The organism is Nostoc sp., from assembly GCF_054880495.1.
In genome coordinates this window covers 1-21964 of the sequence record NZ_JBTYKD010000312.1, presented here as the reverse complement: position 1 = coordinate 21964, position 21964 = coordinate 1, and the positions used below count along the sequence as shown (strand labels likewise).

Here is a 21964-nt window from a genome sequence, read left to right as displayed (position 1 = left end):
TATTTTATATAATTTTAATCACATAGGTGTAACTCAATTAAATGCTGAAAAGCAGCCGATGAAAAAAGTTCAAAATTATCTCCAAAAGTCCCTAGTACAGCACGGCGTAAATAAGCCACCCATTTGTAATCTCTGAAACCCTTGCTAAAACGTAATTACGAATTACGAATTACGAATTACGAATTACGCGAAGCGGTACTAGGGCATAGTGGCTCTAGAGCGTAAGTTTTTGTCCTCCTAGAGGAGTCGCCCAGATGCCCACACTCACCCTCATTGCGAGTGTGTGGAGTATGTCACAGCGTTGCTCCCTACTCAAATCAGCTAATCTGAAGCCCAACATCAAAATTTGCTGCGTAACTTTGTCCCTGATTGGTGAGCTTGAGCAACATTTGCTCGCCACCATCTTGAAAAATTCCGTCATCAGCATTCTTCTGCGTGCGCTGTCCCTTGCTGGCATAGGGTGTCTGGCTATGTACTTGATCGGTAATCAAGTCATCAAAGTATAGCTGCGACGTAAACTCATAACGCTGCCCTGATGTTGGATTCGTGCGAACCTTAAAGTGGATATGGACGGTTCTGCCTTGATACCAACCAGGATAAATGGTTGTGAACTGGACAGTTCCATTCGCGTTGCTGACTTGATAACCGCGCAAGAACTTTTTACCGACGGTACTAAAATTTTGGTCTGTCACGTCCGAATAGACACCCAGTGCGTCACAGTGCCAAACATCTACGATCGCACCTGCAAGTGGTGTACAACCAGTACTGCCAATTTGAGAAATGTGCAGTGTCAGTTGGAGTGGCACACCGTCTTTCACCGAACCATCTGCTGAATCGGAACGGATGTCGGAGCGGTTGAGCTTCTCATCCACGAAATAGGGGCCTTCAGTCTGTTCTGGACTAACAACACACGCAGGCAACGTAGCAGAATTGACCGCAGATGATGCTGGGATGACGGCTAAACTTGACTTTCTCGGTAGGCATCCAACCACAAGTATTGCCGTTCCGGCTGCCCTAAATAGAGCAAGTACATCTCTGCGATTCCAAATCCGACCTAATTGGCGATTTTTGTTTTTCATAATCACACCACCCTGCTTTTTACAGCTATTTTCAGCTAAATAGACCACGCGGTAGGGGCACAGCATTGCTGTGCCCCTACGATACATGTGGTTCAAATACATGAAAACTGCTGTAATTAAAGGTTTGCTCCCGATCGCGCGGTAGTTTGGCGAGGTGAAATACAAGGGCGCTGCAATTAACAGCTAAGGCTCGACGAATATTCATGATAATTAACCTCGAAACTGTTTTACATTTATGATTAAGCCACTTCAAAATTACAACTTGCTTGGTTTGTGAATTACATTTTTGTAATTTGAGTCAAAGGGTAATGAATTTATAATGGAGTAATGTTTGTCAAGTAAGTAAGTGGGTCAAATTAAATATAAAAGCTTACTCTGCCTCCGGCTTCCCTCTCCTTACTAAGGAGAGGGATTGAGGGTGAGGTTTTATCTTATATTTAATTGTGCCTTCCTACTTAATCAATATTTGTGAACATTCTATTTGTCGAAGATGAAGCCAAAATTGCTAACTTCGTCCGGGCTGGATTGAAGGAGCAGGGATTTGTCGTAGATTACTGCGACAACGGTGATCAAGGATATCTGCGGGCATTAGATAACGAATACGATGCGATCGTACTTGATATTATGGTGCCAGGTAAGGATGGGCTATCGATTCTCAAACAACTACGGCACTCAGGGCACAATACTCCAGTGATTTTATTAACGGCTCGCAATGAACTTGATGATCGCCTGTGCGGGTTGAATCTGGGAGCCGATGACTATATTGCCAAACCGTTTTTTGTGGAAGAGTTAGCGGCTCGAATTCATGCCGTTGTGCGCCGGAGTGTGGGTGAACGCCAAAATTCGCTTACGGTTGGGTCGCTCAAGCTTGATCGGATCACGCGGGAAGTCACCTGTAATCAACGAGCGATCGAACTTACCAGCCGCGAGTTTAATCTTCTGGAGTATCTCATGCGCTCTGCTGGACGAGTTTTCACCCGGACTCAAATCTTGGAACACGTTTGGGGCTACGACTTTAACCCCAACACCAATGTTGTGGATGTTTGTATCCAGCGAATTCGGAAAAAAATTGACCCCATTGATGAAGCAAGCCTGATTGAAAGCATTCGCGGGGTTGGATATCGGTTTCGCAAGCCAGACGATAAACTATGAAACGCTCCTCGTTTCGACTCCGAATTGCACTGTTGTCTGCGGCTTTAGCTGGAAGTGCATTAGTCGGGTTTGGTGCAGTCTCTTGGTTTCAGATTTACGAGGCTAAGATCAGCCAACTTGACGCACAACTGTTAAATCAATTAATGCGGGCAAGCCGGCCACCCGAAGCAGAGCGATGGCAGCGCTATGCAGACTCATTAACCTATGCCTTCGGAACAAATACAAAAACTCCTATTGTACTGTTAGTGCTTGATGCAAACAGCAACACACTTTATCAATCCAACGAGGTGCCAGCAGACTTCGGCTTAAATCGTCTGTTGCTTGAGCGGATTGGGTTGACACCTTTGCCACCGCCCCCAAACAGGGAACGACTGCCAATAACAGAGAGTACACCGCCTTTTCTTCGCCCACGCCTACCTCAATTCGTCTCCCAGCAGACAGCAACAGGAGCTTGGCGGATTGGGGCAGCTAGATTTCCTAATGTTCAGGTTGCCATTGCCGTTAGCCTACAAGCTGTCAATCAAGAAATGGCTACCATTGCCAATATCTTCCTTGTATCAATTCCGGGAGCGCTCCTGCTGGTTGCCGTCGGGGCATGGGTGGTCGCTGGTAGTGCTTTGCGTCCCATCCGTCAATTAACAGGTGTCATTCAACAGTTAACCGTGAAAGGACTAGATCAACGGATTCCAATTGGGACAACGGATGTTGAATTTGTCGAACTGATTCGGGTCTTTAACCAAATGCTGGAACGCCTGGAACGCAGTTTTACACAAGCTTCTCGTTTCAGTGCTGATGCTGCTCACGAACTGAAAACCCCACTAACCATTCTCCAAGGCGAACTAGAACGAACACTGCAACAGGTTGACCCTGGATCGGAAGTGCAACAGCGCTTAAGCAACCTCTTGGATGAGGTGCGCCGCTTGAGTGGAATTATACGGAAACTCTTGCTGCTGTCTTTGGCAGATGCGGGGCAAATGAGCTTGTATTTGGTTGAAGTGGATATGTCTGAGTTGCTGATGGAGATGCTAGAGGATGTGGAACTCCTGGCTCCCCACCTGAGTGTGCAAACCAATATTCCTGATCGGTTAAAGGTACAGGGCGATCGCGATCTCCTCATTCAAGTTCTGCAAAACCTGTTGAGTAATGCCATTAAATATAATCTCGCCAACGGTTGGATACAGATTTACGCTCATCAAACTCAAACAACACTCCACGTCACCATTATCAATGCTTCAATTGATATTCCAGTGAGTAATTGCTCGCGCCTTTTTGACCGCTTTTATCGCGGCGATCCTGCCCGCACCCGCAAAGTAGAAGGGATTGGACTCGGACTCAGCCTCGCCCGTGAAATTGTCCGGGCACATCGTGGCGACCTCACCCTTGACTCAATATCTTTTGGTCAAACAGCGTTCACCCTCACTTTGCCCATTACGTCACACAATTGAGCAATTGCTTAAAATTATTTAGTACAATTGTATTATTAATTGATATAGAAAATTAATTTATGCACCTTCTGTGGTTTCGTCGAGACTTACGTTTGGCTGACAACGAAATTGTCACCTTAGCATCTGCCAATAATGCCGCAGTTTTACCATTCTTCATTATTGACCCTTGGTTTTATCAATGGGTTGATGTCGGTAAAGCACGGGTGCGGTTTTTGTTTGAGTCTTTAGAAAATCTAGATAGCAATTTACAAAAATTAGGCAGCAAATTAATATTATTTGAAGGTAATTCTGTAGAGATTATACAAGAATTAACTCAACAATTAATACAGCAGGGACATAGACCAAAACTTTACTTTAATCGCGATGTCCAAGTTGAATATGGTATTAGCCGAGATAAAAATATAGTTAATTTGTATCAAGCATTAAATCTCGAATATCATCTGGGACTAAATAACTTTTTACAATCACAAGATAAACGTGAGCAGTGGTTTAACGAATATTACACATATCAAAGACAATCTATTTACTCAACTCCCATTAGTATCAACACTCCATCACTTTCTCTAAATATTCCCCAGCTGACATTCTCTGAACTAAAACAAAAGTATTCAGCCTTTGGGAAGACAGAACAGGTATATTTTATTGGTGGAGAAACACAGGCACAAGGTACATTAAATTCATTTCTGAAAAGTAGATTTAATGGCTATCATTGGAAACTTTCACGCCCTTGGTTAGCACAGCTTGGAGCAACATCGCATTTATCACCACATCTGACTTTTGGTACAATTTCAACTCGCATTGTTTACCAAGAGACTAAGGCAAGGGCAGCAGAACTTACAAATCAGCCCAAGGCAGAATTTTCCTTAAAAGCATATCGTGACCGCTTACGCTGGCATGATAGTTTTACACAACGTCTTTATTTTTATCCACAAATAGCTTATCAAAACCGCTACCCGGAATTTGATGAATGGTATACACCCCTAGAGTTACCACCACAAAAACAAGAACTGTTTCATGCTTGGCAGGAGGGAATGACAGGCTTTCCTCTCCTAGATGCCAGTATGCGACAACTAAAAACTATGGGTTGGATGAACTTTCGCATGAGGGCAATGTGTGCCACATTTTTAACTATCAATTGCGGTATTTCCTGGCATCACGGCGCTAGACATTATATGAACTATTTAGTAGATGGAGATTTAGCAATTGATAGTTGGCAGTGGCAGATGCAATCAGGTGTTACTAATCCATTAAGTGATACTTTTCGTATATATAACCCAAATAAGAATATTCAGGAAAAAGACCCAGACCTCAAATTTATTTACTATTGGGTAAGTGAACTAAAAGGGTACAGTCTACCAGAAATTATTCAAGGTAAATATATTGGCACTAGTTCTTATCCCCAAACTATTTTAGATTGGGCTAAAACCCGCAAAGTTAATGGTAAAATCATCTCTGACCTTCGGAAAAAAGTAAGAGAAAGATTAACTCTCCAAGGTGGAACAGAATATGAAAGTGCAGTTGCAGCTAAAGAAACAGTCAATAAATACTGGCAGCACAAATATAAGGAGTACAAAGAATTCAAGGAATTAGAGGCAGAACTAGAGTAGTTAAACAGAACAATTAACACAGAGTTAGTAACCGTGCGTAGTCAGCGCAAAAACCGCTGTTCTATCGCCTTTGCATCTGACAAATTTTTAGTAACGTAAGTAGGAAGGCACAATTAAATATAAGATAAAACCTCACCCTCAATCCCTCTCCGTGAGTTCGGAGAGGGAAGCCGGAGGCAGAGTAAGGTTTTATATTTAATTTGACCCACTTACTTACTAGAAAATAAATAGTAAATGTGCAATGGCGTACCCATCCGCTGTAGGTCTTACCCTGAGCCTGCGCCGTTCGCGCTACGCGAACACTACAAACTCATATCAAGATTTTTTACATTAGTTAATCTACTTTGATTTCTTCTCACCTACTTACTTATCATCTGTTGTATGTTCAGATGAGAGTCTGTAACTATGGAATGGATATCAGATGTTCGATTCAACTATAACCCAACCAAACGAACGCCACGCTCTTGTCATTGGGGGAAGTATCGCTGGACTGCTAGCAGCGCAAGTGCTGACTAAATACTTTAACCAGGTAACAATTATCGAACGTGATCATTTGAGCGCTCAACCAGAACAGCGTCCTGGTGTACCCCAAGCTCATCATCTCCACGTCTTACTCAAACGGGGTTTGGATATCTTAGAACAGCTTTTTCCAGGTATCCAGACTGAATTAGCGGCATCCGGCGCAGTCGCCGTTAACGCCAGTGCTGATTACGTGTGGTATGGCTTAGGAGGATGGACACCCCGCTTTAATTCCGATTTGAACGTCTACAGTTTAAGTCGGAACTTACTCGAATGGATTATCCGCCGTCGTTTAGCTACTAATAACCGTGTTGTATTTGTACAAGCAGCAATTGTTACTGGATTGCTGTCTAACCCCAACAAAACTCAGGTCACGGGTGTGCAGGTACGCCGAAAATTTGATGAGAGGCAAGATACTCCTAGACAAACAGATTTCACTGCTGATTTAGTAGTAGATGCTAGCGGACGTAATTCTCGCGCTCCTCGGTGGTTAGAAGCAATGGGTTATACACCGCCAAAAGAAACTGTGATTAATTCCTTTTTGGGCTACGCTAGTCGCTTATATGAACTTCCAGAAAACTTTCAGACTGATTGGCTAGGTGCATTAGTAACGGCAAAAGCCCCAGGCACACGCAGTGGTGGAATGTTTGCGATTGAAGGAAATCGTTGGATAGTTACACTTGCTGGAATTGGTCGAGATTATCCACCAACTGACGAAGCTGGGTTTTTAGACTTTGCTCGTAGCTTACGCAATCCAATTATCTATGAAGCAATACTAGATGCCAAACCCATTTCACCCCTAATTGCCTATCACCGCACAGAAAATAGCTGGCATCACTATGAAAAACTGTCGAGATTGCCGTCAGGGTTTGTGGTAATAGGTGATGCTGTTTGTGCTTTCAATCCCGTCTATGGACAAGGCATGACTACTGCGGCTCTAGGTGCATTGACGTTAGATGAGTCTTTGAGTAAGCAATTATCTCGCCATGCTGATGGAAATTTAATCGGGCTATCCCAAAGCTTTCAAAAGCAACTTAGCAAAATAATTGCAGTCCCTTGGCTAATGGCAACAGGTGAAGATTTTCGCTGGCATACTACTGTGGGCGGACGACCCAATTGGATGACGCAACTCATGCAGTACTATCTAGATCAAGTGTTGCTGCTGGCTGCTGAAAGCCCTGACATCCACAAGCTTTTCTTAGAAGTGATGCACCTACTTAAACCCCCCAGCGTATTTTTACATCTCAGTGTTCTCAGGCAGGTGTTACAGCGAATCATCAAGAAGAGTGATCAAAACTGGAATAGAAGTGGGGACAACCTGTTAGTAGATCAGTGATTTTCTGATTGCTCACCGAATGAACCGTCAGCGATAGCTTAAATAAATTCCAGTTCATCTTAAACTACTTTGTTAAATGATGGTTGAGCCTGGAAGTTCTGTGATTGGTGGTTCTCCCCAAGTTTCGATTTGGTTAAATGTATGTCTGCTTAAAGGATAAAACCGCACGCTATCTTCTGAAACTTTCACTTGTTTATGGAGTCTTTTTCTGAGTTCATTATATTTTTTTTGCTCCAGAACACATTCAAATACTGAATATTGTACTCGTTGGCCATATCCTTCTAATAAATCAGATACTTTTTTGCGTCTTTTATCACAAGAAATATCATATACTATTACATAAAATAGCATTCAACGAATTTGATAAGGTTTATATAGTTGGCTAGGTTGATAAATAAATTCTTTAAAAAATTTAATTTGCTGTGTCATTAAATCCCAACGAGGTTGTTTTTCACCCTTGGTATTTTGTACTTCTTCTTCTAGACGCTGTAAGAAATATTTTATATATTTTGGGCGACCGTAATTATTTAGATAGCAACCGCCACTGTGATACTCAAAGTCTGTTTGGATATCCATAACTTTGGTATTAATTAACCAGAGTACCAGAGAATCAATAATTGGGGAACGAAATTCTTCAATTAAATCAGAAGCTAAAGCAGCATGGCGTTCTGTGCCTTGATGTAAGCAAGCGTGATAAGGGTCTAATCCCTGAAGTTCAATTATTGTTAATAGGTGATTCCAAAGAATTTGGTATCCAAAACTCAGCATGGCGTTGACTGGATTTCCTGGTGGGCGGCGGCTACGCGCTAAAAATACAAAATTGGGATTATTTAAACACTCACCAAAGGCTGAAAAATATTGTGCTGCGCCGGCACCTTCTAATCCCATCAATCGTTCGATTGTTTCAGCTTCTCCTGATTTTTGACCCAGAACTTCTAAACTTTTGATGGCAATTTCAGCAGTTTCGGAAGGATTGCGCCGTTGCTGTCGCAGTAAAAATGTCCGGCTATTTTTGAGTTTGGCTTGAACGATTTGTCTGGCTACTAACAAGCGTTCAATTGCTGTTAATTGTTGCTGATAGCGAGATAATTGACGGTATCCTCTGGCAATTGGCATCAGCCTACCGTAACAGTATCCCATGCGGGACAAATAGGCAATGGGAATGTCTCGCCATAAACAAGTACGAATTGCTTGGGTGGTGATTTGAGATTTACCAAATATTAGTATTTGTTCTAGCAATGGTAATTGTACTTCACCGTGAATAGTTTCTCCTTGTTTGATAATTAGGGTTTCGCCCTTGAGGGTGATATAACAACCTTGTCGGGAAACGTAGAGTGTACGCATAAAAATATTGTTAGTTACTTTTTACTTTCTTTGGTCAGTTGTGACTGTTGGGAAATGATTTCGGCTAGCAACGTTTTAATTTGGGATGGTTGTAAAAAATTCACTACAGCATCACCTGCTGTAGCGTTGACAAAGCTGGCTATTGTAACCAAAATTGTGTTAATAATTACTGCTGCTAGTCCTAGTGGTGCAATTAACAGGATAATTAGTGTAATAGTGCCGTTGAGTAAGGCGACACCAAGGTTGCGAACTAATGCTGCACGAGAAGACATATACATAGATGGATGTAATGGTGTTGGTGAATTTGTCCTATGTATTAAGGTAGAGGCTGATCTGGAATCATGCTAGGGCTTTCATGCGAATGACGAATTTTTTATACTTTTCTATTTTCTCTGCGGCGGGGTCGGCAAAAGCTGTAAATGCTTATTCTCTCGTTGACCCCGCCGATGTCCTTTCCAGTAAGGGTTACAGCGTTTTGATGCCTATGTATTATGGTTGAATTTGTCTGTAGGTGGATACCCCGTCGCAAATGACATCTGGACATCAGGCACAGTCAGAGGTTTAATAAGAGGGGACGCTTCTCTTTGTAGAAGTGGAATTAATGGAAACAAAGAATTAGATAGACTACGTACTACAATTAGTGAGTGACGCTTCTCTTTGTAGAAGTGGAATTAATGGAAACTAGGTATCGTGATAGTAGTTGATTGTGGAAATAATCGACGCTTCTCTTTGTAGAAGTGGAATTAATGGAAACCAACAAATTAAATGGTCATAAGTTTTCTGAGCTTTCGACGCTTCTCTTTGTAGAAGTGGAATTAATGGAAACCAACATGCTCGGCGTCGAACACGACGTCGTGTTCGAGACGCTTCTCTTTGTAGAAGTGGAATTAATGGAAACCAGAACCAATAGCTTGACCCTTAGGAGCCATTAAGTCGACGCTTCTCTTTGTAGAAGTGGAATTAATGGAAACGAACACCGTAAACTACTTGAACTTTTTCCTCTACAAGACGCTTCTCTTTGTAGAAGTGGAATTAATGGAAACTGAGAGAAGGATGCGATTTGTAGTCAACTATCTTGAGACGCTTCTCTTTGTAGAAGTGGAATTAATGGAAACTTGTTTTAAAAATGACAGATAATGTTGTAACTTTACGATCGACGCTTCTCTTTGTAGAAGTGGAATTAATGGAAACTTAGGAAAACCTCATAAGATTGGGATGATTGATGATAGACGCTTCTCTTTGTAGAAGTGGAATTAATGGAAACTAGTGACGAATAATCGAGTTTATGAGAATGTTAATTTAAGACGCTTCTCTTTGTAGAAGTGGAATTAATGGAAACACGACCCTTGCAAGGAGTTGTAGGAGTTCAATATTCCATAGACGCTTCTCTTTGTAGAAGTGGAATTAATGGAAACTTCTGTAATTCTCATTTTTCGCCTTATTTTTGTGATGAGACGCTTCTCTTTGTAGAAGTGGAATTAATGGAAACTATAAGAGTAGTCAGACTATAATGCAATAGGTATTTAGACGCTTCTCTTTGTAGAAGTGGAATTAATGGAAACTTAAAAGCCACTACAAAATTTTAGGCTACCAAGGTGGACGCTTCTCTTTGTAGAAGTGGAATTAATGGAAACTCATCAGGTACACTTCCGCCAATACGCACACTAAAGACGCTTCTCTTTGTAGAAGTGGAATTAATGGAAACAAACCATACATATATTCATGAAAACTATCTAACGCTGACGCTTCTCTTTGTAGAAGTGGAATTAATGGAAACTAGTAAGCTTCAATTTGTTCACTACATTTATCACACGACGCTTCTCTTTGTAGAAGTGGAATTAATGGAAACATGCGAAATTCGAGCAAGTCACGATTAACAATTTGATTGAGACGCTTCTCTTTGTAGAAGTGGAATTAATGGAAACGTATAGCTAACTATCTCAGCTAGTAAACCTACATCCTGCTTGACGCTTCTCTTTGTAGAATTGGAATTAATGGAAACGCAAAAGGTCGGAATGTTTATATTCCGACCTTTTGAAAGATTCTGAAAGATATTTGATTATTTATTGTTATTTATAAACCCCTAAAATCGCTTCACCAATTTCCTTAACCTTAGCTACCAATTCTTCTGGTTGTACGACCTTCACATTACCGCCAAAACCAACAATCCATCTCAGAAACTCTACATCGCCCAAATACCATTTAGGTAATACAACTTGAAAGCGATTGGAAAAGTGTTTATCTGTGGTTTTTTTCAGACAGAAAATTGACTTTGGCAACGCCAATCTTCCGTTGTTTACAGGTGAAGACATTTTCATTTGCTGTGAAGAAAATCTTTTAGTACCTTCAGTGATAAATCGAAATATAGCATCATTAAACCACAACTCTATTGTCACACAAACCTGAGAACTTTCTTGTTTACTATGACCGAGAAACTTCTGCTGGTCACTTGCACTATACCCAATAAAAATACCAGGGCTAGCAGCATAAAGTTTTTGTAAATTCTGTAATGACTTTTCTTGTTCTTGTCTGGAACGTACTCTTTTTTGAAGTTGACCTATAAACAATCTATCCAAACGTTCAAAACGTAAAAGTCCAGCATACTTTCCTCCTTCACATTCGTAACCCAAATACCATGCTTGGTTACAGAAGACGATTTGCAAGGGAAATGCTAGAAAAAAACCTTCTTCGTCCAGTGCAAACTTGCCCCCACCCGGAAAGCGATTCAATTCCAGTAGTTCTCCCTTAACTATGGCTTCCTCAACTCGCTGTAAGTTCTTAGACAGCGCATCTAACGGTAAAAACTCTGGATCAACCATATTGCGGTTTGCGATCGCCCGCACCGGATATACCTTACTCACGCCCAATTTACTTTGTACCATTCGCATAGCAAAAGTTTCATAAATCTCCAACGCTACAGGGTCATTCAGACTTTTAGCTTGAGACTGGAGAACGTCAAACACTTTGATTAACTCGTATGTTGATAAAATCGCCGTCCCCGCAAAGTAGCCGTCTCTCAGGGGAAATTCTGGCAATATTTTATAAGGCTTAAGAACTTTTTCAATGTCCTTGCGAACAGTATCTAAGCTATCATTATCAATAATTTCATGTTGTTGAAGTGCAGATACAAGAGTTGGCAAACTTCCCTTACCTGTATCTTCCAAGAATGGATGATGAAGAATAAAACGAATTATTTGTACTAACCTCTGGAATGTGTAGAAGTCAGAATAGCCATGAGTCACAAAGGAAGATGGTGTAACGGAGTGATCAAGTGGTGGGGTAATGGGAGAACACCAAGCAATAGCATTAGCACCAATGAGTGAATTTTGCTGTAGCCAGTCTAAGTCAGATGCGATCGCCTTTTGGTCAGCATAGATTGTGCCGCATAATTTACCTATTAAAGCGGTAACTTCTTCTATGGAAGTAGCAAATTGAGGAACATGACTAAAAATGCTTTCTAGCAGACTGGGGTTAGTGATTTGCAAATTTCCCATCCCTGGATAGCGTATTATCAAGGAAATCAGATACATGAGGCGTTCAAAGTCAAGCAGCTTACTGTAGGAATGTAGGGTTACGTGGCGATTGCGGTTAGCACGATTGGTAAGGGTGCGCCCAAGCTGTTGAATTTGGTTTTGAATTTGTTGAGTATCAAAGTTGCAAGAAGTGACATCAATTGCTTTGACTACTGCAAAACCTTCTGCTGCAATTGGGGGAAACTCTTGCAGAGATTTGTGCATATTCTCAATTATCATGTCTGGGACTTGGCGAGTCCGCTTTTGGTTCCACAACTTGCAAGTTGCAATAGGGGTTTGCAAGTACCACCCCATCCACAGAACCTCTTCGTTATGCTGTCCAAGGGAAGCAACAGATGAATTCAGCTTTTCTAACAAATCCATCCGCCATACACGTTTGGCATTAGTAGCATCATAGATTACGGAGTTACCTTGAGCGATACCTTCGGTAAGCTGCGCTAACGCACCCACAATCTGGGAGATAGCTACTTTCTCTATCTGTGCCCACTCCCCCTGGATATTTGCATCACCGTATAGTTGCTGGCGAATTGCGTCAGTGGAGATGATGCGATAATTCCCCGGATTTGCTAATTCGGCGGCGAAGGTGGATTTCCCGCTACCGGGAATACCGATGAGGAAGTGACAGATCATAAGGAGTTCAAGGTTAAAAGTTTTTCTACTTTAACTTTTAACTGTTATTTGTTTGTTGTCTAGGCTTTTCAAGCGAATGACGACGGTATTAATGAAGGGTTTAATTAGGGCTTGCTTCTCTCTTTGAGAAGCAAAATAATGGCATTGTTTTCCATTAATTCCGATTTAACCCAATCGGTAGGGTACCAATCCTTCAAAGTTCAACGTGCAGAAATACAAAGGTTTCCATTAATTCCGATTTAACCCAATCGGTAGGGTTTGCAAAGTCAAACTCTGCCGCAACCGCCCAGCAAAAGTTTCCATTAATTCCGATTTAACCCAATCGGTAGGGCGCATTTGCTGTAATAAAAGACTTTGCAGCTTTAAAGTTTCCATTAATTCCGATTTAACCCAATCGGTAGGGAGTTCGTCTGGGAGCCTTTGCCCCGTAAGGCTTTCAGCCACCAAATCGACACCACTCTAAAAAACATTATATATCTTATGTGAAATTGGATAACACGCATACCTCAAATCCTTACCCAGTAAGCAATCGACACCACTTAACGAAAAATATAGGGTTTCGGCGATTTGGCGAGTGGTGTCGATGAACATCTAAAACTCTCATCCTCTCTACGTCTCTGCCCCCTGCTCTTAAGCAAGCTACGCGGAGCGTCTCCAAGAGTTGCGGGGCGTAGCCCGATAAATCATCTCACAAACACTCAACACAATTAAAAAAATTTCGTCATTCGCATGAAAAGGTGTTTACATCCTCAAATTTTCCAGCAAGATATAAAAGTCACAGTAATTCGCCCAGTGTTACATAACTCATAATTGCCAAAATCGATAATTATTACAAAGTATAACTACTGAATAAAAACTCAAAATTCTACTGTAATTTAGACAAGACCGCATCCAGAAACTATGGTAAACGTGGCCAAATATACAGCAATAACCTTTGCTCCGGTGCAAGGGTTTATCGAGAAATCTCGTAAACTCCGAGACTTGTATGGTGCATCTCTGATTCTCTCCTATCTGAGTCAGCAGCTAGTACAGGAGTTTCATAAACCACCTGAATTAAAAGTGATTTCTCCAGCCAGTCATAATTTACAGAAAGGGATGCCTAATCGCATTCTCATTAAAGGGGTTGTTAGCAAGGAGCAAGCCAAAGCAATTTTACTCTCTGCTTGGAAGGACATTTTAAAAGTTTGTCGTTGTTGGATAGAAGAGAAAATATCAGATAAATACCATTGGGAAAGGGAGTGGACACTTTGGGGTAGCCACACTTGGGAAATATTTCAAGGAAGTGGTGAAACTATTACAGAAGCAATGGATGACTTAGAAACCCGTAAACTCTCCCGTGATTGGACTGCGGTTAACTGGATTGGAGAAAGTTCTAGCTTAACCGGTACAGATGCGATCGCTTTTCCTGGTTTGGGTGCAGAAACTCGTAATCCTAAAAATATGAACTATGGTTTAGAAAATGATCAAGTTAAAGAATTTTATATAAAACTTGCCAGAAAACTAGATAATTGCCCTCCTGACAAAGAACCTGAAGGTAAATATATTGCACCTAACGAAAAATTGAGTATTCCCGAATTAGTAAAACGTCTAATTACCTTACCTGAAATAGCCAATTTAATCAGTCAAGCAAGACCTAATAATGAACCATTAACGAAACTACCACAGACATTTACAGAAATTCAACGTAAATCAACTGAAAATACACCCGGACAATGGACAGGTTGGTTTATGGGCGATGGTGACGAAGTTGGTAAACATCTGAAAGATTTAGCAGATAAAAATAATAGTGATCAACAAATTGAACAATTTAGTCATGCAATGCGAAATTGGGGAGAAAATTTTGAGAAAACTTTCCCGGAAGACATAGGTAGAGTCGTTTATGCAGGTGGTGACGATTTTTTAGGAATAATTTACAGTAAAAATCCTGCTAAACCGATCAAGCCATTACAGGCATTTGAATGGTTAATGACATTAAACGACAAATGGAAAGAACATGGACAGGATGTTACTGTTAGTGTGGGTTTTGTTTGGGTTGCGGGTAGTGTACCCCAGCGAGACGTATTACAACATTGTCGAGAAGCAGAAAAAGTAGCTAAATCATTAGGAAGAAATAGAGTCACTATTCGGGTAGTTTTTAATAGTGGTCAATATGTGCAGTGGACTTGTCCTTGGGATTATTTGCATATATTAAATAAATATCAAGATAGAGAAAAACAATCTAACTGGAGTCATATCTATCAAGATTTAGCACATTTAGAATCTCGACGTACATTTAAAATTGAAAATGTAAAAGAAGCCTATATAGTCCAAAAATCAGCCGTTGAGTTTTTTGATATTTATTTTCCAGGACAAGGCAAGAAATTACTAGAGGATAAAGATAATAAATTAGCTAGTTATCTGGTGGGATTTAGTGACAATGAAGATGAAATAGACAGAGGAAGAGCCACAATAAATTGGATTACAGATTTAATTAAAGTAGGCTGGCATTTATGTTTAAATACCTAATTACTATTAATCCTTTAGGATTTATGTATGGAAGTGCTGGCGCATTTCTATCACCAGAAAATTTAGTAGGACGTTCTGGTGCTAAATTTCCTCCTGAAGCTTCTACACTATCAGGTTTAATATTTAGCATTAGCAAAATGAGCAAAAATTTTTCTCAAACTGAATTGAGAGAAAATCTCTATGTTACAGGGCCATTCTGGGCGAAATCTGATAATAAACAGAACTTTTACGTTCCTATTCCTTGGCATAAAATAATTGCCAAAAAAGGCATAGGAGAATGGAAAATAGAAAATGGTGAATGGCAGTTAGAAAAAGATATAGAAAAACCAGAAGCAGATTATCGCTGGCAAACTATTACATCTTGGAAAGACTCACCAAAATCACTCAAAGAAAGTAGTAAATCAATTGCTGATCATCCTTGGAAGTTTGTTTCTTTTCTGCATCCTAAAATTCAAAAATCAGAACGTTGTGTAGAAAAATCCGACGGACTATTTTTAGAAAACTCTGTGCAAATTCCAGACGATATCTGTTTAGTTTATTTATCAACCTATCCCATAGATAACGGTTGGTATCGTTTTGGAGGTGAAAATCACATTGTAGAAATATCTTGTGACAGAATTAATCAGAAAACATTAGATATTTTAACTCAACCCATTGGTCAAACTTTCGCCTTGATTACACCAGGAATTTGGGGTTCTAATCGGATATCTCATCGCTGCCCTTTACATGAAAATTTCCCCGAAACTATCCAAATGTTAACTGATAAACCAGTTCCTTATCGTTATCGTTCCCAAGGAACATTAGGAAGAGGACGTTACGCTGTTCCGCCTGGGAGTGTTTATGTTCTCAAAGAACCTCTAAATAAACCTTGGTGGGAATGGGATGAAGTCTGGTTTCCCAAAGAAGGTTACAGCCTGAAAAAAGTTGGTTGTGGTTTGTGTTTACCAGTAGAAATTAAAGGAGTTGCATAAAATGTATAAAAAAACTTACGGCATCATTGAGACTTTAGCACCATTGCATGTAGGTGCAACAGCCGGAGAAGAAAGCGGTAATTTAAACTTGATTTTCCGTGACCAATTTACTCAAACAGGCATCATTCCTGGTAGTTCCATTCGTGGTCGTCTACGTTCAGAAATGCGCCTTATGGAAAATGGAGAAGAAGCAGCAAAATATTGGTATGGTAATGAAGCTACTTCAGAACAATCAGATACTAATAACGAGTCCATCGTTAAATTTGAGTACGCTTCTATTCTTTGGCTTCTTGTCTTTTGTCCTGGACAACCGATAGTTTGGGTAACTAGTCGCCGTTTACTTCAACGCTATAAAAGAATTGCTGGTGATGTAGTTCAAGTTCAAATTGATGGTCAAACTAAATTCCTCAAAGATATAGATATCCCTGACCCTTATACAGGTTCAAAAAACTTAAGAGCAAAACAATTACCCGGTGGGACAAAAACCTTATTCTTTAACTTAGGTTTTGTCACTGTCAATAAAACAGTAGACTTATCCCCTTGGTTCCCTGACAAAAAAGAGCAACCTGCAATCATAGTAGATGATAGTGATATTGGCATGATTCATGACATGGCTTTATACCGTCAAAGTCGTGTGCGTTTAAAACTAGACCAAAAAGTAGTAGATGGTGGTGGTTTTTTCAACACCGAAGCCTTACCAGAAGGAACAATTTTAGTTTTTCCTATTGCTATTAGAGATGATAAATCTGGCAAAAATTGGCAGCCTTTCAATGGTAGTCAAAGCGCAGATATTTATCTTGGTGGCTTAGAATCTATCGGTTTAGGTCATTGTGAATTAACTTTAAATGGATTGTAAATATATGACTTGGAAATCTTATAACTTAGACCAAGAAGCCCAAAAATTAGTCCTCAAACATCGTGACAAAAACGGAGTCATTAGTCAATCACACAAAATGCGAACTACTGTAGCTTATGGTTTAGAGCGCTTTTGGGGTGAACAATTAAGATTATTAGGTAAAAATGACGTTAAAGAACGTACAAAAGGTGAATATTGGCGCGATACTTGGAAAACTTTTGTCACAATCATGAATAATGCAGGAATTAAACTTCCTAAAGAAGATGTTAATGGCAAGAAGACCGAAGAAATACAAACCTATGCTGCTAAATTATGGGAATTTCCCATTGAAGACCAAAGAATATGTTTAGCCGTACTTACACAATTTTGTGACAGCTTAGTTTGGTGGACTCAGCGTTATAAGAAATCAGGAGATAGTGATGCCGAATAGCAATGAAGTTCCCTTAATGTTTCAAGCACCAGTCACCGGGCGGGGACAAATTCAATATATTCAGCAGCCGGAAAAATCGGCGAGATGGGTTGATGAATGGGTAGAGGCTGCTGCAACTAAATCTCCTCAATTTAGCGCTAATGTAAAAACAAAAGAGTATAAAATTACCTGGCGGTTCGTTTCTAACAGTGGACAAGATGACGATATAATTCGGCCAGTTATCGCTGCTAAGGGATTTCCCTATTATCCCGGTGCAAGTATGAAAGGTGCTTTTTTACGTGCTTGTACTTCCCAAGAAGCGCAAAGATACTGCGGTAGTCAAGTTTCTAGCAATGAAACTCAACCGGGAATTCTTCGCTTTCATGGTGCATATCCTAAAGATGATAGTTGGTGTGAACAACCATTAATTGATGTAGTTCATCCTCAGCAAGATTGGCAAGTTAAAAATAGTGAATCTCATTCAGCATTTCTGCAAATATCCCTTTACAAGCCTACTTTAGTTTTTGGTATTTCTAGCACCATTGAACTAGATTCAAGTGAATGGGAAACTATCTGGACTATTTGGGATAAAGCTATAGAAAGGGGTATTGGTTCTAGAGTTAGTGCGGGTTATGGTCAACCTATTAACCACCGAGAAACTAAACTAATTACTGTTAATTTAGAAGGACAAGGATTAGCATCACAATTAATCGATAAAAGTGGTGAATTTCGTCATAATATGTTTAAAGCTGCTTTACGTGGTCATACATTGCGTTTGTTTAGCGCTATGACTGATGAGAATACAGCAGAGGAATTAACTAAAGAACTCTGGGGAGGATTTGCAGGTGCTAATGGTGCAATAGTTGGGCATTTAGGAATTGCGTTTAATCCCGTTGATTTAGAACTGGATGAATTTAGATATAACAGAAGCGTTATCATGCCTGTTTATCAATTAAATGCAGGAACTTTAAATATTCTATGTATGGGTAATTTTGCAGATGAATATAAAAAGGAATTAAAAACATTAGTAACACAAATTCTCAAATTTTCTATGCTTTTAGGAGGTTTTGGTAAATCATGGCGAAGAATTGATCATCGGATATTCTTCTCAGAATATTTAGAAAATGGCAATAAACCAATGATAGGTTGTCATTGGGAATTTAAAAAGCCATCAAATAACTACTATTTTCCTGTCAATAATCTTAAACATATAACTAATATTCTTGATGGTGTTCAGAAAACTGTTAATAATTGGCTGATATTCAAAGGGAAAACCTCAAGTAATCAAGTAAATTCATGGCGTGAATCTTTTCATCCTCAGAAGGTGCAGGTTTGGGGACGCATTGCCCAAGATGAAGATGATAGTTTAGCCGTGAGATGGTTTCATGGTAATTATCAAGGAAATCAGTCAATTAAAGGTTCTAGACTGACAGGTAAAATGGGTAATATTGGTAGAATTTACCATCGAATGTACCCACACTATATTAAAACCAACAATAATGATATGAAACGCAAAGGTAGAGAATATATAGAGTTAATAACAATCTTTCCAGATAGAAATGATGAGAGAACACAAGATTTTTTAAGCTTTTTACCAACAACTGAATTTACTAAATTTTGGGGACAATAGACATGAGTATTTGGATTGTGACTACTGGTAATAGTGATATTATCCTCAAGCATGATAAAACTTGGGGAAGGTTGCACAACGAAGCAAGCGATCATCTAGAATGTTCAGATTTTGCCTCTGCTTTAAGAGTAAATCCTGATGATAAAGAAGCTGGATATACAGTACCAGCTAGGATATTAGGTATAGTTTATGCAAAACAATTACAAGAATGCTATGAAGATGAATTAAAGTTTCCTCTTCTTGATACATATTGTAAATATTTTACAGATAAAAATATCACAATCGAAAAAATAATTATTCTTCTGACAGACCAATCTAAAATATTTAGCAGTGAAGAGCAAAGATTTCACCAGAAATCTCCCTATTGGAAAGATACTTGCACACTTGAACCTCTATTTGAATGGTATTTTCAACATCAAAAGTTTACTTGTAAACCAGAGTTTCAATATTTAATTCCCTGTCAAAAATCTCCAGGTATTGATAATTGGGATGCTACTTTATCACTGGTAGAATCGAAATTACAAGAGTTAGAAATTGATGCAAATCAGGAAGCTTATGTTAGTCATCAAGCAGGAACACCAGCAATATCTTCTGCTGTCCAGTTTGTAACTTTAGGGAAATTTAAAAAAGTTCAGTTTTTAGTTAGCAATGAATACTTTGATCAAGAATATTATCAACTAAAATCTAAATATGATAGTATTCAAAGCTCTCGCTATCAGCGTGGTATGCAGATTCAAAAAGCAAAGCAGCTAATCATTAAAGGATTACCTGCTGCGGCTAAGGAAGTATTGACAGGAATCGCTAATGAACAAACAATAGAAAAAATAAATCAAATAGTTGATTTGTTTAATATCAAAAATTCTCTAGTCTCAGGTCAAGAATTTGAAGTTAAAGCGTCTATTGATAGAATAGTTACTGCTCTTGATTTAATTGAAATCTTTTTTAAACAAGAAAATTATATTCAGGGAGTAGCTATTCTAAATGCTACTCAAGAGACATTTTTGAAAGCTGCTATTATTTCACAAACCAAAAAGATTAATGAATATCCTATACCATTCTCAAATATCGTAGGTTGGGACAAGTATGGTTTATTTATTAAATCTCAAAACACTATCAAAAACTTACTAAATCTACAAAATCCATTGGAAATTTTAAAAGAATTAAAATTTCCTAATCCTATTCCCGGTGATTTTAATTCTAAATTCTGGGAAAAATACCAGAATCAAAAAGATACTACTTTAAAATTAAATAATAGTACGCAGTTCCAATGGCTATGTGAACTCAGACAGGATTTTAAAGCATGGGGACTTTTGGAATGGTCATGTCGATACAGGAGAGAAGAAGATGACCTTCGCAACCAATTATTACATAATTTACTAGGTGTAAATCAGCAAGAAGTACGTGATTATTTATTAGGATATAATGAGGATTCCATTAAACGTTTTTTAGGAAACATCAAGAACTTAAAGAATGATTCTGAACAAATAACTAATGAAGCTTATCAAGCTTATTCTCAAGATGTAAAATTACCTTTTTTCAAAGCTTTAAAACTTTTTGCCCTGTGGAAACAAGAAGTAAATCATAATAAATTAGAGATGAAACTTAAAGAAATAGCTGATTCTCTTATTTGATTGAGAAAGGGAATAGGGAGTAAAGACGCGATCTCTCCTCTACATTTGTACCATCTTGATACCCCGACCTTCTAAAATCACCTTTGCTACTTCTAGACTGTCGTGCATGGTGTAGGTCATGGCTGTATCTCCTGTACCAGCAAGCCATACTAGTACCGCAAGGCGGAATTCAAAATGACGCTCGTTCGCCTTTGGCGTCTCCCCTTGGGAGAAGACTCGCTAACGCTGCGCTAACAAAATTCAAAATTCAAAATTAATACAGCGTAAGCGTTTCATTGATTCTGAATGGGTGGTTTATTTACGTCGTGTTGTACTAGTTTATTATTTCATTCCTATTACCAGAGCGATCGCTTCTCTCAATCAAGCGTTCACGTAGTGTCCGCACCAGAGGAAATTGCCCCATCCCACCCATCTAATGAGAGTGAAAAGTAGCCTGGATATCTTGTAAATTACCTCATTTACCAGTATAAAGCCCGTAGGCTTACTGAAAATCATTTGGTCAATCTCAATGAATAAAATCTTGTTCCTTTGTACAGGCAATTATTACCGTAGCCGCTTCGCTGAACATCTATTTAATTGGTTAGCTGTTAAGCAGGAGTTAGATTGGCAGGCTGATTCACGAGGGTTAGCACTTGAGCAGGGCAACGTGGGGGCAATTTCCCGGTATGCGCTTGAGGCTTTAGCAGTGCGCTTAGTGAACCTACCTGATGATGAACGGTTTCCACTGCCAGCAAGTGAGCCAGATTTTCAGTCAGCTACTAGGGTTATTGCCCTAGATGAATTAGAACACCGCTCACTGATGAATGAACGCTTTCCCCACTGGGCAGATGCTATTGAATACTGGCTAGTTCACGATATAGATAAAACCTCGGCTACAGTTGCGCTTGGGCAAATTGAAAAAAACCTACTGCAACTGATAGAACAACTGGCACAAAGTTAGTAACTCTCTTGAGGGCGATCGCTCCTTTCCTCTAAGAAAATGGGAAAGCAATGACACGGAGCAATGGCAAGAAGTTGATGTTATGAAAATCCCTTTCCAGCGATCGCCCAAAATACAAGCGTTCGCGAATAGCGTCTCGTTGGCGCAGCCTAAGAAGAGAAGAGAGGAAATACGAAAAAGAGCGATGGCGTAGCTGATCGCTTTCAATATCATGACCCAATAATTGGCGATCGCTATCAAGTGGGCGTTCCGCCATCATACCCAAACAATAAAATCCCTACACTTGAGGTAGGGAATAAGGGACTTCCAAGAAATAAATTACTACTACTTGTGGGGTGGGCGTCTCGCCCGCCTTTGGTTACTGGGCGGGCGAGACG

At 39.7% G+C, this 21964-nt stretch carries 20 protein-coding genes and 1 CRISPR repeat array; of the genes, 12 read left to right on the top strand and 8 right to left on the bottom strand.

Annotated features, from left to right (window positions below; translation table 11 throughout):
• Positions 1-317 precede the first annotated feature (317 nt).
• Positions 318-1145: an intradiol ring-cleavage dioxygenase gene (locus tag ACYTXL_RS27135; RefSeq protein WP_461927405.1), complete on the bottom strand. Its 828-nt coding sequence runs from the start codon at positions 1143-1145 to the stop codon at positions 318-320.
• 10 nt (positions 1146-1155) lie between these two features.
• Positions 1156-1284, bottom strand: coding sequence for a hypothetical protein (locus ACYTXL_RS27130; RefSeq protein ID WP_461927404.1), 129 nt, complete (start codon positions 1282-1284; stop codon positions 1156-1158).
• A gap of 263 nt (positions 1285-1547) precedes the next feature.
• On the opposite strand from ACYTXL_RS27130, the gene ACYTXL_RS27125 reads away from it, so the two are divergent.
• The 4 genes from ACYTXL_RS27125 to ACYTXL_RS27110 all read left to right on the top strand — a co-directional run bounded on the left by ACYTXL_RS27125 (position 1548) and on the right by ACYTXL_RS27110 (position 7138).
• Positions 1548-2231 (top strand): response regulator transcription factor, encoded by a 684-nt coding sequence (locus ACYTXL_RS27125; protein ID WP_461927403.1) that lies wholly within the window; start codon positions 1548-1550, stop codon positions 2229-2231.
• Complete coding sequence (locus tag ACYTXL_RS27120) at positions 2228-3676, top strand: sensor histidine kinase (RefSeq protein ID WP_461927402.1); 1449 nt, start codon at positions 2228-2230, stop codon at positions 3674-3676. The genes ACYTXL_RS27125 and ACYTXL_RS27120 overlap by 4 nt, the downstream gene beginning before the upstream one ends.
• A gap of 59 nt (positions 3677-3735) precedes the next feature.
• Positions 3736-5283 (top strand): FAD-binding domain-containing protein, encoded by a 1548-nt coding sequence (locus ACYTXL_RS27115; protein WP_461927401.1) that lies wholly within the window; start codon positions 3736-3738, stop codon positions 5281-5283.
• 421 nt (positions 5284-5704) lie between these two features.
• Positions 5705-7138 (top strand): FAD-dependent oxidoreductase, encoded by a 1434-nt coding sequence (locus ACYTXL_RS27110; protein WP_461927400.1) that lies wholly within the window; start codon positions 5705-5707, stop codon positions 7136-7138.
• 72 nt (positions 7139-7210) lie between these two features.
• Here ACYTXL_RS27110 and cas2 read toward each other — a convergent pair whose 3' ends face one another.
• The 3 genes from cas2 to csx18 are packed head-to-tail and all read right to left on the bottom strand — an operon-like array spanning position 7211 to position 8760.
• Complete coding sequence (gene cas2, locus ACYTXL_RS27105) at positions 7211-7489, bottom strand: CRISPR-associated endonuclease Cas2 (protein WP_461927399.1); 279 nt, start codon at positions 7487-7489, stop codon at positions 7211-7213.
• The gene (cas1, locus tag ACYTXL_RS27100; protein ID WP_461927398.1) at positions 7490-8482 is read right to left on the bottom strand and encodes a CRISPR-associated endonuclease Cas1; all 993 of its coding nucleotides are present in this window, start codon (positions 8480-8482) and stop codon (positions 7490-7492) included.
• Between the two features lie 14 nt (positions 8483-8496).
• Entirely contained in the window at positions 8497-8760 is a 264-nt protein-coding gene (gene csx18 / locus ACYTXL_RS27095) for a CRISPR-associated protein Csx18 (protein WP_461927397.1), read from the bottom strand.
• An 83-nt stretch (positions 8761-8843) separates the two neighbouring features.
• Here csx18 and ACYTXL_RS27090 point away from each other — a divergent pair, with 83 nt between their 5' ends.
• Complete coding sequence (locus tag ACYTXL_RS27090) at positions 8844-8981, top strand: hypothetical protein (RefSeq protein WP_461927396.1); 138 nt, start codon at positions 8844-8846, stop codon at positions 8979-8981.
• Positions 8982-9055: 74 nt separating this feature from the next.
• Positions 9056-10484: a CRISPR direct-repeat array (repeat unit 36 nt; unit sequence GACGCTTCTCTTTGTAGAAGTGGAATTAATGGAAAC).
• 67 nt (positions 10485-10551) lie between these two features.
• Here ACYTXL_RS27090 and ACYTXL_RS27085 read toward each other — a convergent pair.
• Both ACYTXL_RS27085 and ACYTXL_RS27080 read right to left on the bottom strand, forming a co-directional pair.
• Positions 10552-12645 (bottom strand): AAA family ATPase, encoded by a 2094-nt coding sequence (locus ACYTXL_RS27085; protein WP_461927395.1) that lies wholly within the window; start codon positions 12643-12645, stop codon positions 10552-10554.
• 228 nt (positions 12646-12873) lie between these two features.
• Positions 12874-13089, bottom strand: coding sequence for a hypothetical protein (locus ACYTXL_RS27080; RefSeq protein WP_461927394.1), 216 nt, complete (start codon positions 13087-13089; stop codon positions 12874-12876).
• A 456-nt stretch (positions 13090-13545) separates the two neighbouring features.
• Between ACYTXL_RS27080 and ACYTXL_RS27075 the strand changes: the two genes are divergently transcribed.
• The 7 genes from ACYTXL_RS27075 (at position 13546) to ACYTXL_RS27045 (ending at position 21587) form a co-directional block, all read left to right on the top strand.
• A complete protein-coding gene (locus ACYTXL_RS27075; RefSeq protein WP_461927393.1) occupies positions 13546-15150 on the top strand; it encodes a Cas10/Cmr2 second palm domain-containing protein in 1605 nt (534 codons plus the stop codon).
• The gene (locus ACYTXL_RS27070) at positions 15135-16121 is read left to right on the top strand and encodes a CRISPR-associated protein (RefSeq protein WP_461927392.1); all 987 of its coding nucleotides are present in this window, start codon (positions 15135-15137) and stop codon (positions 16119-16121) included. The genes ACYTXL_RS27075 and ACYTXL_RS27070 overlap by 16 nt, the downstream gene beginning before the upstream one ends.
• Position 16122: 1 nt before the next feature.
• Complete coding sequence (locus ACYTXL_RS27065; protein WP_461927391.1) at positions 16123-16977, top strand: RAMP superfamily CRISPR-associated protein; 855 nt, start codon at positions 16123-16125, stop codon at positions 16975-16977.
• 4 nt (positions 16978-16981) lie between these two features.
• On the top strand, positions 16982-17407 hold the full coding sequence (locus ACYTXL_RS27060) for a hypothetical protein (protein ID WP_461927390.1): 426 nt from the start codon (positions 16982-16984) through the stop codon (positions 17405-17407).
• Positions 17397-19016 carry a hypothetical protein gene (locus ACYTXL_RS27055; RefSeq protein WP_461927389.1) on the top strand — a complete coding sequence of 540 codons (1620 nt, stop codon included), beginning with the start codon at positions 17397-17399 and terminating at the stop codon, positions 19014-19016. Before ACYTXL_RS27060 ends, ACYTXL_RS27055 begins: the two co-directional genes overlap by 11 nt.
• A 2-nt stretch (positions 19017-19018) precedes the next feature.
• Entirely contained in the window at positions 19019-20647 is a 1629-nt protein-coding gene (locus ACYTXL_RS27050; RefSeq protein ID WP_461927388.1) for a hypothetical protein, read from the top strand.
• 508 nt (positions 20648-21155) lie between these two features.
• The gene (locus ACYTXL_RS27045) at positions 21156-21587 is read left to right on the top strand and encodes an arsenate-mycothiol transferase ArsC (RefSeq protein ID WP_461927387.1); all 432 of its coding nucleotides are present in this window, start codon (positions 21156-21158) and stop codon (positions 21585-21587) included.
• Positions 21588-21618: 31 nt separating this feature from the next.
• Here the strand turns inward: ACYTXL_RS27045 and ACYTXL_RS27040 are convergent, their stop codons facing one another.
• A complete protein-coding gene (locus tag ACYTXL_RS27040; RefSeq protein WP_461927386.1) occupies positions 21619-21846 on the bottom strand; it encodes a hypothetical protein in 228 nt (75 codons plus the stop codon).
• Between the last annotated feature and the right edge of the window lie 118 nt (positions 21847-21964).